This window comes from Streptomyces rubiginosohelvolus, assembly GCF_014649875.1.
Taxonomy (GTDB): Bacteria; Actinomycetota; Actinomycetes; order Streptomycetales; family Streptomycetaceae; genus Streptomyces; species Streptomyces rubiginosohelvolus.
In genome coordinates, this window is the sequence record NZ_BMTW01000003.1 from 1 (window position 1) to 14,628 (window position 14,628).

14 protein-coding genes are annotated in these 14,628 nt (G+C 73.1%); 8 read left to right on the plus strand and 6 right to left on the minus strand.

Annotated elements, in window-relative coordinates:
* A partial coding sequence (locus IE134_RS09815) for a phosphotransferase family protein (protein ID WP_189430224.1) occupies positions 1 to 633 on the plus strand: 633 nt, incomplete at its 5' end.
* A gap of 25 nt (positions 634 to 658) precedes the next feature.
* On the opposite strand, the gene IE134_RS09820 is transcribed toward IE134_RS09815, so the two are convergent.
* The 3 genes from IE134_RS09820 to IE134_RS09830 all read right to left on the minus strand — a co-directional run bounded on the left by IE134_RS09820 (position 659) and on the right by IE134_RS09830 (position 2,563).
* Entirely contained in the window at positions 659 to 1,618 is a 960-nt protein-coding gene (locus IE134_RS09820) for a M55 family metallopeptidase (protein ID WP_189430227.1), read from the minus strand.
* 32 nt (positions 1,619 to 1,650) lie between these two features.
* Positions 1,651 to 2,124 (minus strand): hypothetical protein, encoded by a 474-nt coding sequence (locus IE134_RS09825; protein ID WP_089114931.1) that lies wholly within the window; start codon positions 2,122 to 2,124, stop codon positions 1,651 to 1,653.
* Between the two features lie 133 nt (positions 2,125 to 2,257).
* Complete coding sequence (locus IE134_RS09830; protein ID WP_030718660.1) at positions 2,258 to 2,563, minus strand: hypothetical protein; 306 nt, start codon at positions 2,561 to 2,563, stop codon at positions 2,258 to 2,260.
* A 119-nt stretch (positions 2,564 to 2,682) separates the two neighbouring features.
* On the opposite strand from IE134_RS09830, the gene IE134_RS09835 reads away from it, so the two are divergent.
* Together IE134_RS09835 and IE134_RS09840 are read left to right on the plus strand one after the other, a co-directional pair.
* Positions 2,683 to 3,048 carry an ArsC/Spx/MgsR family protein gene (locus IE134_RS09835; protein ID WP_098018450.1) on the plus strand — a complete coding sequence of 122 codons (366 nt, stop codon included), beginning with the start codon at positions 2,683 to 2,685 and terminating at the stop codon, positions 3,046 to 3,048.
* A gap of 7 nt (positions 3,049 to 3,055) precedes the next feature.
* The gene (locus IE134_RS09840) at positions 3,056 to 4,057 is read left to right on the plus strand and encodes a hypothetical protein (RefSeq protein ID WP_229823478.1); all 1,002 of its coding nucleotides are present in this window, start codon (positions 3,056 to 3,058) and stop codon (positions 4,055 to 4,057) included.
* Between the two features lie 28 nt (positions 4,058 to 4,085).
* On the opposite strand, the gene IE134_RS09845 is transcribed toward IE134_RS09840, so the two are convergent.
* Entirely contained in the window at positions 4,086 to 4,604 is a 519-nt protein-coding gene (locus IE134_RS09845; RefSeq protein ID WP_030718651.1) for a carboxymuconolactone decarboxylase family protein, read from the minus strand.
* A 50-nt stretch (positions 4,605 to 4,654) separates the two neighbouring features.
* On the opposite strand from IE134_RS09845, the gene pdxR reads away from it, so the two are divergent.
* Positions 4,655 to 6,118, plus strand: a complete 1,464-nt coding sequence (pdxR, locus tag IE134_RS09850) for a MocR-like pyridoxine biosynthesis transcription factor PdxR (protein ID WP_189430229.1) — start codon at positions 4,655 to 4,657, stop codon at positions 6,116 to 6,118.
* Here pdxR and IE134_RS09855 read toward each other — a convergent pair.
* Positions 6,078 to 6,989: a Gfo/Idh/MocA family protein gene (locus IE134_RS09855; protein ID WP_189430230.1), complete on the minus strand. Its 912-nt coding sequence runs from the start codon at positions 6,987 to 6,989 to the stop codon at positions 6,078 to 6,080. The genes pdxR and IE134_RS09855 overlap by 41 nt on opposite strands.
* A gap of 274 nt (positions 6,990 to 7,263) precedes the next feature.
* On the opposite strand from IE134_RS09855, the gene IE134_RS09860 reads away from it, so the two are divergent.
* The 4 genes from IE134_RS09860 (at position 7,264) to IE134_RS09875 (ending at position 12,232) form a co-directional block, all read left to right on the plus strand.
* Positions 7,264 to 8,748 carry a hypothetical protein gene (locus tag IE134_RS09860; RefSeq protein WP_189430231.1) on the plus strand — a complete coding sequence of 495 codons (1,485 nt, stop codon included), beginning with the start codon at positions 7,264 to 7,266 and terminating at the stop codon, positions 8,746 to 8,748.
* A gap of 64 nt (positions 8,749 to 8,812) precedes the next feature.
* The gene (locus IE134_RS09865; protein ID WP_189430232.1) at positions 8,813 to 9,955 is read left to right on the plus strand and encodes an ARPP-2 domain-containing protein; all 1,143 of its coding nucleotides are present in this window, start codon (positions 8,813 to 8,815) and stop codon (positions 9,953 to 9,955) included.
* 145 nt (positions 9,956 to 10,100) lie between these two features.
* Positions 10,101 to 11,135 (plus strand): glutamine synthetase, encoded by a 1,035-nt coding sequence (gene glnII / locus IE134_RS09870; RefSeq protein ID WP_010057727.1) that lies wholly within the window; start codon positions 10,101 to 10,103, stop codon positions 11,133 to 11,135.
* Positions 11,136 to 11,569: 434 nt separating this feature from the next.
* The gene (locus IE134_RS09875) at positions 11,570 to 12,232 is read left to right on the plus strand and encodes a winged helix-turn-helix domain-containing protein (protein WP_030718629.1); all 663 of its coding nucleotides are present in this window, start codon (positions 11,570 to 11,572) and stop codon (positions 12,230 to 12,232) included.
* Positions 12,233 to 12,320: 88 nt separating this feature from the next.
* Here the strand turns inward: IE134_RS09875 and IE134_RS09880 are convergent, their stop codons facing one another.
* Positions 12,321 to 14,438 carry an MMPL family transporter gene (locus IE134_RS09880; RefSeq protein WP_189430233.1) on the minus strand — a complete coding sequence of 706 codons (2,118 nt, stop codon included), beginning with the start codon at positions 14,436 to 14,438 and terminating at the stop codon, positions 12,321 to 12,323.
* Between the last annotated feature and the right edge of the window lie 190 nt (positions 14,439 to 14,628).

Here is a 14,628-nt window from a genome sequence, read left to right on the forward strand (position 1 = left end):
GAGTCCTTCCTCGCTCTGGCCCGGGCGCTCGACGTGCCCGTCCCGTCCGTGGTGCTCGATGAACTCGCCGCCCTCTTCGCCCGGTTGGACCCCACCCCGCATCATGCGCTGCTGCACGGCGACCCGTGCCCCGGCAACGATCTGCGTACCGCCGACGGTGTCCGTTTCGTCGACTTCGAACGGGCCTCGCTCGGCAACGGGCTGGTCGAACTCGCCTACTTCCGCATCGGCTTCCCCACCTGCTGGTGCGCGATGTCGGTCGCCGCGGCCCCGCTCGCGGAGGTCGAGACCATCTACCGGACCACCTGGCGCGGACTCACCGGCCGAGATGTGCCGGGCGACCTCGCCGACGCGTGCGCCGGCTGGCTGATCCAGGGAGACGCGCTCGTCGAGCGGGCCCACCGCGGGACGGTCGACCAGTTCGCCCGGGTACCCACCGAGGACTTCCGGTGGGGCCGCGTCTCCGCCCGCGAGCGGCTCGTCCACCGCCTCGGCGTGGTCGCCGCCATGACCCGCGACCACGACCACCTGCACGCTGTGGGCCGCCTCAGCTCCGCCCTGGCCGTGCGCCTGCTGGCGTACTGGCCGAAACTGCGGCCGCTGCCCGCGCACGACACCCGCCCTTGGTACTAGGCAGGACCCTCTCCTCGAACACGCCCTAGGCCGGCCTGATCGTGGCGAGCTGCGCCAGCAGCAGGATCAAGCGGTACGCCGTCCCGTAGTCGGGGGCCGTGAAGGCGACCGTCCGGGCGCCCGCGGTGCGCGAGACGCCCGGGACCAGGGTCGCCAGGTCGATGGTGTGCGGGCTCGCGAGGTCGGCCTCCACGTCCAGCGGGCCGGTGAGGGCCAGTGGCGGGATCTCCGTGCGGCGGCTCACCGCGTCCGCCGCCGCCCGGCGCAGCCGGTCCCGGGCCTCCTCCGGGTGCAGGGTCACGGCGGCCGCCATGCCCAGGGCCTCCTTGACCGGGACGGTGACCGCCTCGGGGATCAGGGCGGCAGCCTCCGCGCAGGCCGCGTCGTCGCCGCTGAGCAGGACCACCGGTACGCCGAGGTGGCCGGCCATGGCGGCGTTGAGCCCGATCTCGCCCAGGGAGCGGGCAGTGGTCCGTGAGTCTTCGCCCGGCGTGGGGGCGGTGACCTGTACGCCTTCGCCCGGCGTGTGGGCGGTGCCCCGTACGTCCTCGTCCGGCCCGCGGCCGGTACCCCGCACCTCCTCGTCCGGCGCGCGGCCCGTCACCCGTACGTCGAGGATCTCGCCGTTCATCGTGTGCGCCAGCACGCCCGGGCCCTCGCCCGCGCGGACGTGGTAGCCGACGAACAGCGCCGCGTCCGTCTCCTCGTCCAGCCCGGCCAGCATGTTCAGCGCGCGCGGCTTGCCCCGGACCAGGCGGGCGCGGCGGTCGAGTTGCTCCGGCAGGAGGTTGCGGAAGGTGCCGTGCGCGTCCGCGACCAGGACGTCGGCCGTGGGCTCGGTGTCCAGGACGCCCGCGATCACCGCGTTCGCCTCCGCCGTCATCAACTCCCGGCCGCGTTGGTAGTCGTAACGCTCGAGGTTCGTCTCGGAGGAGTGGACGATCCCCGAGATGCCTTCCATGTCGACCGAGATGAGTGCCTTCATGGGGCTGGGATCCTACTCGTCGTCCTCAGCGGTCAGGCGCCTGCGAGGCTCGCCCGTGCCGCGTTCATGAACGCCGTCTTGGCCTCCTCCAGGTGTTCGTTGACCTCGACGTCACCGATGTCGCGCCACACGGCTGCGTTCAGCGCGTGGCCGTACGTCCGCACCGGCTCGCGCAGGGCCTCGTCGCACAGGAGCGTGACATTGCCGGACGCGGTCCACAGCGCGGTCATGACCGGGCCCGTCTGCGTCATCCAGCCGTCCTCGTCGTCGCCCCACGGGTCGGGGCGGCGGTAGGCGGCACGTTCCGCGGCCTGGGCGCAGGAGACGAACTCCTTGAGTACGTCGATCTGTTCGGCTCTGCGGCTCTCCGTGGTGGCCGCGGTCTGGCGACGTTCCTCCGCGCGTTCCGCCGAGCGTTGTGTGGCGCGTTGAGCGAGAGCCGTCAGTCCGCCGCCCAGCGCCACCCCCGCGAGCGAGACGACCGACGTCCATAGATCGGCAGCCATGGTGATGCCCCTTCGCCCGTTCCCCTGTGCGGTCGAGGTCATGGTGCCGGACGGCGGCCGACGGCGTGCCGGTGCCCCCGGCCGGATGCAGAGGGGCCGGGGGCACGGGTGGAGCGGTCGGTGAGCGGTGGAGTCAGCGGCCGTAGCGGATCAGGGCGCGGACCATGCGGCAGGTGGTGTCGGACGGCGGGTGGATGCCCAGGCGCTCGGCGGTGATCCGTATCCGGTGGTTGCCGGCGCTGGAGGGCTGGTAGACCCCGCTGTCGAGCAGGGCGATGGCCAGGCGCATGGCCTTGAGGCGGCGGTTGTGGGAGACGTACCACTCGCGGGGGCGGCCGGCGGGCAGCCGCTTCTTCGCGGGCGGCGTGGGGAGCGGCGGGTGGAAGGGCATCGGGAGCTGTCGGTCGAGCGGCTCGGTCGTGACTGTGGCGACGGCCATCGGCATCCTCCTGGCAGCGTGGTGGAACCCTCACGAACTCCCTCCATTTTACTGCCCCCCACTGACAATCGCCCCTGGCCAGAGGCCTTTTCGGCAGTCCCTTGCGTATCCTTGGCCCCATGGAGATCTGGATCAATCCCGCCTGTTCGAAGTGCCGCAGCGCGGTGACTCTGCTGGACGCCGAAGGGGCCGATTACACCGTCCGCCGCTATCTGGAGGACGTGCCGTCGCCCGAGGAGATCCGGGCCGTGCTGGACCGGCTCGGTCTGGAGCCGTGGGACATCACGCGGACGCAGGAGGCGGCGGCGAAGGAGCTGGGTCTCAAGGGCTGGCCGCGGGAGGCCGGTTCGCGGGAGCGGTGGATCGTCGCGCTGTCCGAGCATCCGAAGCTGATCCAGCGGCCGATCATCACAGCCGAGGACGGCACCGCCGTGGTGGCGCGGAGCGAGGAGGCCGTGCGGGACGCGCTGGGGCGTCGTGCCTGAGGGTGTGGTGCCTGAGGCCGAGGGCCCGTCTACGGTCCGGCAGCTCTCCCCCGGCATGGCGTTCTTCACCGACTTCGTCGTCACGGGTGCCGTGCGCGGCGCCGATGCGACCAGTACGCCCGCCGAGGTGACCGGTCTCCTCGGCGACGGGTTCGTCGAGAGCCGCACCGGGCCCGGGCAGTTGCTCCGCTGCTACGAGCTGGTGGAGGTCGCGTGGGAGCGGGAGGGTGACGGCTGGCGCGGTCTGTATGTCACCGTGCAGGCCCACCGGCTCGACGTCCCGTTGTCGGTCGACGCGCTTGCCGCGGATCTGGAACGGGTCGGCTTCCCCCTCGTCGAAGTCGCGCCCGACGGCGTCGGGTGCCGGCGCTTCGTCCGCGCGGACAGCCGGGTGGCGGTGCTGGCCGACGAGGAGAGCGGCCAGGTGCTGGCGATGACGGTCCCCGCCTGGTTCGCGCCCGGTCCTCGCGGCGAGCCCTCGCCGTGGTCCCGGGAGGCGGGACGCGACCAGGTCCGGCATCTGGTCGGGCTCGGTGCGCCGGAGCGGGATGCCTGGGCGCGGCGGCGGAAGCCGGACGAGGCGGCCGAAGCGGCGCGCTGGTGGTGGTTCCTATGGGTCGCGTGCAGGCAGCTCCTGCCGGACGAAGGTGAGCGGAGATTCGGTCACGATCGGTCTGTCTGGGAGGAGTCGGCGCTCTGGTTGCTCGGTGCGTGCGAGGCCGCCGGACTCCTCGACCGTACCGACACCGTCTGCGAGATCGCGCGGTACGGGCTGCTCGAACCGGATACGGCCGTACGGGCCTGCCTGCACGCCATCCCGGTGTCCCGGGCGGACGTGGCGACCCGGGAGTCGACTCCGTACGCACGCGAGACCCTGGTGGCCGTCAACGCTTCCCGGGCCGCCAAGCGGCTCTCCCTCGCGGCCGGTGAGCTGTTGCCCCGGGTAGGGGACCCGGCGTTGCGGGCCGAGGTGGATGCCTGGCTGGAGCTGCGGACCCGGCTGATGTGAGCCCGGGGCCGGCGCGTGCCGGGCAGGCTCAGCGTTCGTCCGTGCCCGCGCGCTTGGCCGTGGACAGCGCGATGCGGTTCCAGGTGTTGATCGTGAAGATCAGGGCCAGCAGGTGGGCCAGCTCCTCCTCGTCGAAGTGGGCCGCCGCGCGGTCGTAGACCTCGTCCGGGACACCCGCGTCGCCGATCCGGGTGACCGCGTCCGTCAGGGCGAGGGCGGACCGTTCCCGGTCCGTGAAGAAGTGGTCCGCCTCCTGCCACACCGCGACCATGTGCAGGCGCTCCTCGCTCTCGCCCGCCTTGCGCGCGTCCGTGGTGTGCATGTGCAGGCAGTACGCGCACCGGTTCAGGTGCGAGGCGCGGATCTGGACCAGTTCGACCAGGGTCGGGTCCAGGCCCGCGCGGGCCGCCGCGTCCAGGCCGATCACGGCCCGGAAGACCTTCGGGGCGGTCTTCGCGAAGTCGAGCCGGGCCGTGGCCGGGTTGCTCCGGACGGTGGTGGCGGGGGCGGTCGTGCGGTCGTTCGTCTTGATCTCCGTCGTCGTCATGGGTACGAATCTAGGGCGACAGGCGACTGGGTACGGGGTGCATTTCTGTGATGAATTCATGGGTCAATTCGGCGGAGATCCTGGGCAGCGATCTGCCCCTGGAACTCTCCGGCACCGGGAATCGCCGGGCCCTGCTGATGGATGCCCTGCGTGAGGCCGTGCGCAGCGGGCGGCTCGCCCCCGGCACCCGGCTGCCGCCCTACCGTTCGCTCGCCGCCGACCTGGGCCTGGCCCGCAACACCGTCGCCGACGCGTACGCGGAGCTGGTCGCGGAAGGGTGGCTGGCCGCCCGCCAGGGGTCGGGGACCCGGGTCGCCGAGCGGGCCGCCCCCGTGACCCCGGTGCACCGGCCGCGTACCCCCGAGCGCGTCGCCCGCCCGGTTCATGACCTCGTCCAGGGGCAGCCGGATCCCTCGGTCTTCCCGCGCACCGCCTGGCTCGCCTCGGCCCGGCGGGCGCTGGCGGCCGCCCCCGACGACGCGTTCGGGCCCGGCGATCCGCACGGGCGGCCCGAGCTGCGGCGGGCCCTGTCCGGGTATCTCGCCCGGGTGCGCGGGGTGCGGGCCGCGCCGGAGCGCATCGTGCTCTGTTCGGGCGCCGCGCACGGGCTGCGGCTGCTCGCGGAGGTGGTGGGCGGTCCGTGGGCGGCGGAGGAGTACGGGCTGCCCTTCCACCGCGAGCTGCTCGCCTCCCACGGGGTCGGCACCCGGCCGCTCGGGGTGGACGCGGACGGCGCCCGGGTCGACGGGCTCACCCGCCACGACCGGGCCGTACTCCTCACGCCCGCCCACCAGTTCCCCACCGGCGGGCCGCTGCACCCCGAGCGGCGGGCGGCCGTTGTCGACTGGGCCCGGGCCACCGGCGGGCTCGTCGTCGAGGACGACTACGACGGGGAGTTCCGCTACGACCGGCAGCCCGTGGGGGCCGTCCAGGGGCTCGACCCCGAGCACGTGGTGCTGCTGGGGTCGGTGAGCAAGAGCCTCTCCCCCGCTCTGCGGATCGGGTGGATGGTGCTCCCCCAGCGGCTCGTCGCCCCCGTTGTCGCGGCCAAGGGCGAGCGCGAGCCGTTCTCCAGCGCCACCGAGCAGCTCACCCTCGCGGACTTCATCGAGTCGGGCGCGTACGACCGGCAGGTACGCCGGATGCGGCAGCGCCACCGCCGCCGCCGGGACCAGTTGGTGGCCGCCCTGCACGCGCGGGCCCCGCACGTCCGAGTCACCGGGATCGCGGCCGGGCTGCACGCGGTGCTGGAACTGCCGCCCGGCACCGAGCGGTCGGCAGTCCGGGCGGCGGCCTGGCAGGGGCTCGCGGTGGAGGGTCTTGGCGACTATCTGCACCCGGGGGCGGAACACCGTACCGTTGCCGGTGCCCCCTGCGTCCCCCACCGCGACGGGCTCGTCGTCGGGTACGCGACCCCCGCCGAATCCGCCTACCCGGAGGCGCTCGACGCCCTGTGCCGCTCCCTGCCGCCGGTCAGCCCGCCTGCTCCTCCGCAGCCGCCAGCAGCTCCGTGAGGTGGAGGCCGAAGCGCGCGTCGCAGGGGTGCGGCACTCCCGTACGTACCGCTTCGGCCAGGGCGTCCACCGCGCCCCGGAACGCGGTCTCCGCGCCGGCCCAGCCCGGGATCGACGCCGTACCCCGCTCGCCCCGCAACTCGATCTCGACGCCCGCCGCGCCGGGCGGGGCGCTCAGGCCGAGGGTCACCGTGCTGGACGCGCCGGAGGTGTGGCGCAGGATCAGGTGCGTGGTGTCGGCCGGTCCGGCAGCGGCCGTCAGGTGCTCGACGTCGCCCAGGACCGGGATCAGCACGGACAGCGCGTGCGGGCCGACGTCCCACAGGCCGCCCTTGTCGCGCCGCCACGGGGAGTCCGCGTACTCGCTGTCCGAACCGGCGGCGTAGAGCGAGCCCAGCCACTGGGCGCGCGCCGTGAACCAGCCGTCCACCGCCGCCTGTTCGGCGATCCAGGCGGAGGTCTCGGGTGCGAAGCGCAGCGTGCAGAAGACGACCGAGGCCACCGACGCCTTCTCCGCGGCCTCGGCCACCGCGCGGGCTCCGGCGACCGTCGTGGCGACCGGCTTGTCCATCAGCAGGTGGCAGCCCGCCTCCGCCGCCCGGACCGCGAGCGGGGCCTGGACGTCCGGCGGCAGCGCGAAGGCCACCGCGTCGCTCGCCTCCAGGAGCGCGTCGATCCCCTCCTCGCCGGTGTACGCCCGGGTCCCGTGGGCGGTGGCGAGGGCGTCCGCCGCCTCGGCCCGGCGGCCCCACACTCCGCTCAGCTCGACGCCGGGATGGGCGGCGAGCGCGGGGGCCTGGGTGTTACGGGCCCAGGGGCCGGTGCCGAGGAGGCCGATGCGCAGAGGAGGAGTGGTGTCCGCAGTCGTCATACGTGCCAGTGTGCCGGGCGCGGCGGCCGACCGGGCGGGGGGCCCGGGGCCCGCCATCACGCCAGGCTCGAAAGACGCCGGGACCCTGAGCCCACACCGGGCCCCGGGCGACTCCGGACCCGAATGCGGTGGCGCGGACCCGCCCCGCCCCGTTACGTTTCCGGAGCCGGCCGCGGGACTCCGGTGCGACTTCCGAGACGTGCCTGTGAAGCGATGATTTCGTTGTTCGCGCCCCCATTCCCCGGCCGGCACTCCAGCCACCCGGGGGACGACCATGAACACGCCCGACAGCCGCGACGACAGCCCCGCCGACCTCGTCGCCGCCGAGGACGTCCTCCTCTTCGTGAACGCGGCGATCACCGCGACCGGGCAGCGCGAGTTCCGCTCCCGCGCCGTCGACCAACAGCTCTCCCTGGACTTCCTGCACACCTACGTACGGGTCAACTACCGCCGGGTGTACGCGGCTTCGCTGGCGCTGGACATCAATCACCACAACGCGGCGCTCATCGTGCGCCGCCTGCTGGAGACCGCGGACGAGGCGTCCCCCGAGGAGCGGCGTACCGAGGGCCGGCTGATCGCGGCCCGGCTGGCGGCGCTGCCGCCGCAGCGCGTCTACCGGCTCTTCGGCGAGCTGCGTCGCGCCAAGGTCAACAACCGGCGCACCCGGGCGATCATGCGGGACTGGCTGGCGGCCCGGCCGGATCTGGGCCATGACGCGGTGAAGTACCGGGCCGGGCTGAAGACCGTCGCCCGGCATGTCCACCTGCCCTGCCCCGAGGGGCGCGGGCCGCTCGCCGAGGTCGGGGCGTTCCTGTTCCGGCCGGGCCGGCTGCCCCGGTACGAGCACGGGACGCTGGACGCCTGGCGGCGCGCCCACTACGAGCAGGGGGCCGTGGCCGAGCTGCCGTTCACCGTGGCGGAGGGGTTCGCCGCCAAGCACGGGATGAAGCGCGAGGTGTTCCTGAAGCGGGCCGCGCCCCGGATGACCCGGCTGGAGCGGCTGCGCACCCAGGAGCAGCGGGTGGTGGGCGACCGGCGGCCGGACGTCGATCTGACCGTGATGCCGCTGACGCGGCTCGCGCTGTACGTGCTGTCGCTCGGCTTCGAGGAGCGCTCCGAGCGCCGGGCCGAGCTGACCGGCGCCCTCCGCGCGGCGGCCCGGCGGGCGGCGGGCGCGCACGCGGGGAGCTGGGGGCGGGTGCACGCGGTGCTGGACGACAGCTTCTCCTCGTCCGGTTCGGGGCAGAAGCGGCGTCGGCCGCTCGCCGTGGCGCTGGCCTGCCACCACCTGCTGGCGGTGCTCGCCGCTCCGGGGGCCTACCGGGGGCTGTGGACCTCGGGGGCGCGGGACGCCCTGCTCGTCCGTCCGTCGGGGCCGACCCCGCTCGGGATGCGGATCCTGGACGCGCTGGAGCCGGGGGCCGACGGGGCTGCTCCGAACCGGCTGGTGATCGTCTCGGACGGCTGGGACAACGCCCCGGCGGGCCTGGCGGGCGAGGTGCTGCGGGTGTGGCGGCGCCGGCTGGATCCGGCGCGGCGGACGGCGGTGGTGCACGTCAACCCCGTATACGACGCGGAGGGTTTCGACGTGCGGCGGCTGGCTGCGGGGGTGGCGACGGCCGGGATCCGGGACGCGGAGGATCTGCCCGCCCTGGTGGAGATCGCCCGGTTCGCGGAGGGGCGCTCGGGCCCCGCGGAGCTGTACGCGTATCTGGACCGGCAGGTGGCCCGGTTCACCGGAGAGGGAGCGGCCTCGTGAAGCGGCCGTTGTCGGCACCGACGAACGCCCGCACCGCGCGGGCGCCCCGAGAGGACGTGACACCGTGAACCGGCTGGAGCTGACCGGACTCACCGCCGGTCCCGCGCAGGTGTGGGGCGGTGTCCGGCTCGTCCCGCTGATTCGCGAGGCTCCGGTGGCAGGGCTGCGGCTGCATCGCGAGGTGTACGAGGGCCTCGGCGCGGGGATCGTCGAGCTCGGGCCCCGGGAGCGCTACCTCTCGTACATTCCGCACGGGCTGGTCGCCGACTGGTCGGGCGAGGAGGACGGCCGGGGCTCGGGGGCGGGCCGGCAGTCGGCCGCGTACGGCACCCAGTTCGGTGGCGGCGACGCGCCCCGGACCATTCCCCTGACGCCGGTGCCGCACCACCGGATGGCCAAGCGGCGGCCCGGCGACCGGTTGCGGTTCCTGCCGCTGCACCTGGCGCTGGAGGGGTATCTCGCGTTGCACTTCGGCGGTCCGTCGACCGCTTGGGAGGAGTGGTCGCGTACGGCCCTGCGCGACGGGCTCTCGCCGCGTGCCGAGGACGCGTACCTCGGGCGGTCGGTGCGCGGGCTCGCGGACGCGCTGCGGATCTTCGAGATCCATCCTGGCCAGTGCGGGGTGATGGTGTACGTCTCCGACGCGCTCGCCGCCGCGTTCGTGGTGCCGCACCCGGACGACTACCGCCTGCTGCACGCCTCGCTGGTGGAGGACCTCTACGGGGAGCTGGTGCACCAGTACGCGCTGTACGGGGCGCCGGTGGCCGGCACTCCGGTGCGGATCGGGGGCGCGGAGCACATCCGGGACCTCGGCGAGCTGCGGTCGGCCGCGCGGGCGCAGGAGCGGGCTTGGGCCGAGGCGCACGACACCTTGTTCGCGCGGGAGCTGCTGGACACCTCGTACGCGTTCGACCGGGTGTACCGGATGAAGTCCTTCACCCTGTGGCGCTTTCTGCCGCCGTTCGTCCGGGACGGGGGCGGGCAGCACATCGGGGAGACGATCACCGATCACAAGGGACAGGTCGCCTACCTCAAGACGTTCCGGCTCTCCGACGCCCAGATCCGCCGGGGCCATCTGCTGCGGACGGTGGCCGGGGCCGACTGGGAGCTGGACCGGGCGGCCGCCGCGCTGGGGTCGAGCCGGGAGGAGCTGGTGCGCCGGATGCGGGCGGCCGGGTTCTCGGCTCTGCTGAAGAGCAGCCTCTGAAACGCAGTCCCTGAGGCCGCCCGCGCACTGCGGAAAACCGCAGGAAACCTCGGTAACACGGGGTTCACACTCGGGCAACGGACGGGAAATCGCGTCTTGCCAAGCTGCGCTGCATAGACCGCTGCACCCGCAAAGGATGGCGTCCGTGACGTTCAAGGCTGAGTACATCTGGATAGACGGCACCGAGCCGACCGCCAAGCTTCGCTCCAAGACGAAGATCATGGACGGCGCGCCGTCGGGGGACGTGGCGGATCTGCCTATCTGGGGCTTCGACGGTTCCAGCACCAACCAGGCCGAGGGCCACGCGTCCGACCGGGTGCTGAAGCCCGTCTTCACCTGTCCGGACCCGATCCGCGGCGGTGACGACGTCCTCGTCCTGTGCGAGGTCTTCAACATCGACATGACGCCGCACGAGTCCAACACGCGTGCCGCGCTGCGTCCGGTCGCCGAGCAGTTCGCGGGCCAGGCCCCGATCTTCGGCATCGAGCAGGAGTACACCTTCTTCGACGGCCACCGGCCGCTCGGCTTCCCCGAGGGCGGCTTCCCGGCCGCGCAGGGCGGCTACTACTGCGGGGTCGGCGCGGACGAGATCTTCGGCCGCGAGATCGTGGAGAAGCACCTCGACAACTGCCTGGCGGCGGGGCTCGGGATCTCCGGCATCAACGCCGAGGTCATGCCCGGCCAGTGGGAGTTCCAGGTGGGCCCGCTGTCCCCGCTGGACGTCTCCGACCAGCTGTGGGTGGCCCGTTGGCTGCTGTACCGCACCGCCGAGGACTTCAACGTCTCCGCGACGCTGGACCCGAAGCCGGTTAAGGGCGACTGGAACGGTGCGGGCGCGCACACCAACTTCTCCACCCGGGCGATGCGCGAGGGCTACGACGCGATCATCACCGCGTGCGAGTCGCTGGGTGAGGGCTCCAAGCCGATGGACCACGTGAAGAACTACGGCGCGGGCATCGACGACCGGCTCACGGGTCTGCACGAGACCGCCCCGTGGAACGAGTACAGCTACGGCGTCTCCAACCGCGGCGCCTCGGTCCGTATCCCGTGGCAGGTCGAGCAGGACCGCAAGGGGTACATCGAGGACCGCCGCCCGAACGCCAACGTCGACCCGTACGTCGTCACGCGGCTGATCGTCGACACCTGCTGCACCGCGCTGGAGAAGGCCGACCAGGTCTGATCCCGACACCGATCGCGTACGTACGAGGGGCCCGCCGGTTCGCCGGCGGGCCCCTCCGGCGTGGGTGCGGTCGCCCCTCCGGCGTGGGTGCGGTCGCCTCTCCCGCGTGGGCTCGGTCGCTCCTCCCGCGTGGGCGCGGAGGGCGTCGCGTGAGGAACGTAACGGCGGCGGGCCGTATCGAGGGGCGAGAGGAGTCTGATGCACGGCCGCAATGTCTGCTTCAATGGAGGACATGGCCAGCTTCCAGTACATCGCGTCGGGTCGCAGCGACCTCGAACCGTTCTGGCCTTCCCGTCAGCACCATGATTTCGACCGGGTGTGTTGCCGCGCGTGGAACGCGCAGGCCCACTAAAGCCGCTCACCCCGGCCTTCGGTCCGCGCGTACGACGTAAGTCCGTCCCCTGACGACTCCTCGCGCGAAAGAGCTGACCCTCATGGCGAACACTCGTACCTTCTCCGCCGCGTCCGCCGCCACCGCGGCGTCCCCGGCGCCCGCTGCGGCCCACCCCACCGCCCGCTCCGTCCCCGCCCGCTCCCTGCCCGCCCACCCGAACCGGCACCGGCTGCGCGCGGTCGACCGCGACGAGGTCGCGGCCCCGGCCGACGTGGCGGGCTTCCTCCCGCCCGGGGCCACCTGGCTGCCGGCCCCGCCGCACACCCTGCCCTCGCTGCCCGGCCAGCCGCCGATGATCGGTTACCTGGTGCTCGTGCCGGCCGACCAGCAGCCCGCGCTCGCGGGGGCCGTCGCCGGTGCCCCGCTCCGGCCGGCGCCCGACGCGGCCTCCGGTGCGGCTGCCGGTGCCGAGGGGGTGTCGGCCGGTCCGGTCCGGATCGACGCCACCCGGCGTACGGCCTCGGTCGACGGGGTCGTCCTCGACCTCACGTACCTGGAGTTCGAGCTGCTGGCCCATCTGGTGGCGCACCCGCACCGGGTGCACACCCGCGACCAGTTGGTGACGACGGTGTGGGGCTACGGGCATGTGGGCGACGGGCGCACCGTCGACGTGCATGTCGCGCGGCTGCGCCGCAAGCTGGGCGCGGAGTACCGCCGTTCCATCCAGACGGTTCGCCGCGTGGGGTACAAGTACACGCCCTGACCGGCCGGTTCGGCCTCGCATGACAGCACGTCCGGCGGCCCCGGAGCACGGTTCTCGTTCACCGTGCTCCGGGGCCGCCCCCGTGTGCTCAGACGCGTACGGTGTCGCGCTCCGGCTCGGCGGGCTCCTCGTGCTCCAGGCTCGGGAGCCGGGAAAGCCCGCGCGGGGTGCGCCAGTTGCGCTCGCCGAGCAGCAGCATCACCGACGGCAGCAGCACCATCCGTACGACGGTGGCGTCCAGCAGGACCGCGACGGCGAGGCCGACACCCATCTGCTGCATGTCCTGCATGGACAGCGTCCCGAAGACCGCGAAGACCGCCACCATGATGGCCGCCGCTCCGGTGACCGCCCCGGCCGTGCGGCGCAGACCGGTCTCGATGGCCGACCGGCTGTCCAGGCCGCCACCGCGTGCCTCACGGATCCGGGAGACGACGAAGACGTGGTAGTCCATGGAGAGGCCGAACAGGACGACGAGGACGAACAGCGGCATCCACGCCTCGATCGCGCCGACCCCCTCCGAACCGATGAGCGAGGCGCCCCAGCCGTGCTGGAAGACGGCGGTCATCACCCCGTAGGAGGCGGCCACCGAGAGCAGGTTGAGGACGATGGACGTCACGGCGATGACGTAGCTGCGGAAGCAGAACAGCATCAGCAGGAAGGTGACCGCCGTGATGAAGGCGAAGACCGGGACGATGCCGCGGCGGAGCTGGTCGTTGAAGTCGACCGATCCGGCGGTCTCGCCCGTGACGTGGGTCTGCGCCCCGGTGCCGTCGAACGCGGCGGGCAGGGTCCGCTCGCGCAGTTCGGTGAGGTTGTCCTCGCCCTTCGGCAGGGGGATCTCGATCTCGGCGACGTTCTTGTCCCGGTGGACGGTCACGTCCTCGAAGCCGCCCAGGGCCTTGGTGACCTCCGGGGTGGTGATGTCGGGCGCGGTGACGACGACGAGGGCGGGGGCGGGTCCGCCGGGGAAGCTGTCGGTGATGCGGGTGTACGCGATCGAGAGCTGTGAGTCGGAGCCGAACTGCTTCTCCAGGCCGAGGGATTCGGTCTTCATGCCGAGGGCGGGCGCGGCGAGGGCGAGCAGCAGGACGACGGCGGCGACGGCGAAGGTGCGGGGGCGGGCGAGGACCGGGCCGAGCAGCCGGCCGGTGACGCGGCCGCTGCCCGTGTGGCCGTGCTTGGCGCGGCGGTTCAGCAGCGGGATGCGGCCCGCGTCGACGCGGTCGCCGAGCCAGGAGAGCAGGGCGGGCAGGACGGTGACCGAGCCGAGCATGGCGATGAACACGACGATGATCGTGGCGAGCGCGAAGCCCTTGAAGAGCAGGAGGCCGGAGAGGAACATGCCGCCCATCGCGACCATCACGGTGAGGCCGGAGACGAGGACCGCCCGGCCGCTGGTGGCGGCCGCGATGCGCAGGGCGGTCTCGGCGTCCCGTCCGGCGGCGCGTTCGTCGCGTTCGCGGCGCAGGTAGAAGAGGCAGTAGTCGACGCCGACGGCGAAGCCCATCAGGAACATCACCGAGTACGTCGTCTGGAACAGGTGCAGTTGGTGGCTGGCGATCGAGAGGAGGCCGAAGGCGGCCATGCACGCGGTGAGGGCGAGCCCGACCGGGAGCAGGGCGGCGACGATCGCGCCGAAGGCGACGACGAGGATGCCGAGGGCCAGCGGTACGGCGGTGAACTCGGCCTTCTTGAAGTCCTCGGCCAGCAGGTCGCCGAGCCACTTGCCCGCGCTGGCCTCGCCGAACTGGTGGATCTCGACGTCCGGGTGGTCGTCGCCCACGGCGGCGACCGCGTCCAGGACGGGCTGGATCCGGTCGGGCGAGGTGGCGGCGTCGCCCTTCATCTCGAAGGTGACCAGGGCGTCCTTGCCGTCCTTCGAGGCAACGGGCGGGGCGATGTTCTGCGCCTCGCCGGTCTCGCGTACGGCGGTGGTGAGAGCCTCGGCGGCCGGCTTCCAGTCGCCGGCGGCGGGGGCGGAGACCATGACCAGCTCGCCCGCGGGCTTGTCGAGCCCGGCGTCGAGGAGGATCTGCTCGGCGCGGGCGGACTCCCCGGCGCCGTTCTCCGCGTTGGTCATCTCGACCATGCCGGTGGCTCCGCCGATGCCCGTGGCGAGCACGACGAAGAGCAGCCAGCCGAATACGGCGGTCTTGCGGTGGTGTGTGCTCCACACGCCGATGCGTGCGGCGAGGTTGCGCCTCATGTGGTCTCTCCCCCGGAGGTAAGCGTCAGGTAAGTGGATCGGGACGCTTCGAATCTAGGAATCGGGGGCGGTCCGCCCCAGCCGTCGAAGCCCCCGGTCGCGGAGGCGTAGGGGGCGGATGCGGGGGTGGTGCCAGGTACACCCCCTTCGGGTGGCGGACCGGCTGACGCGGCGGGGCCGACCCGGGTGA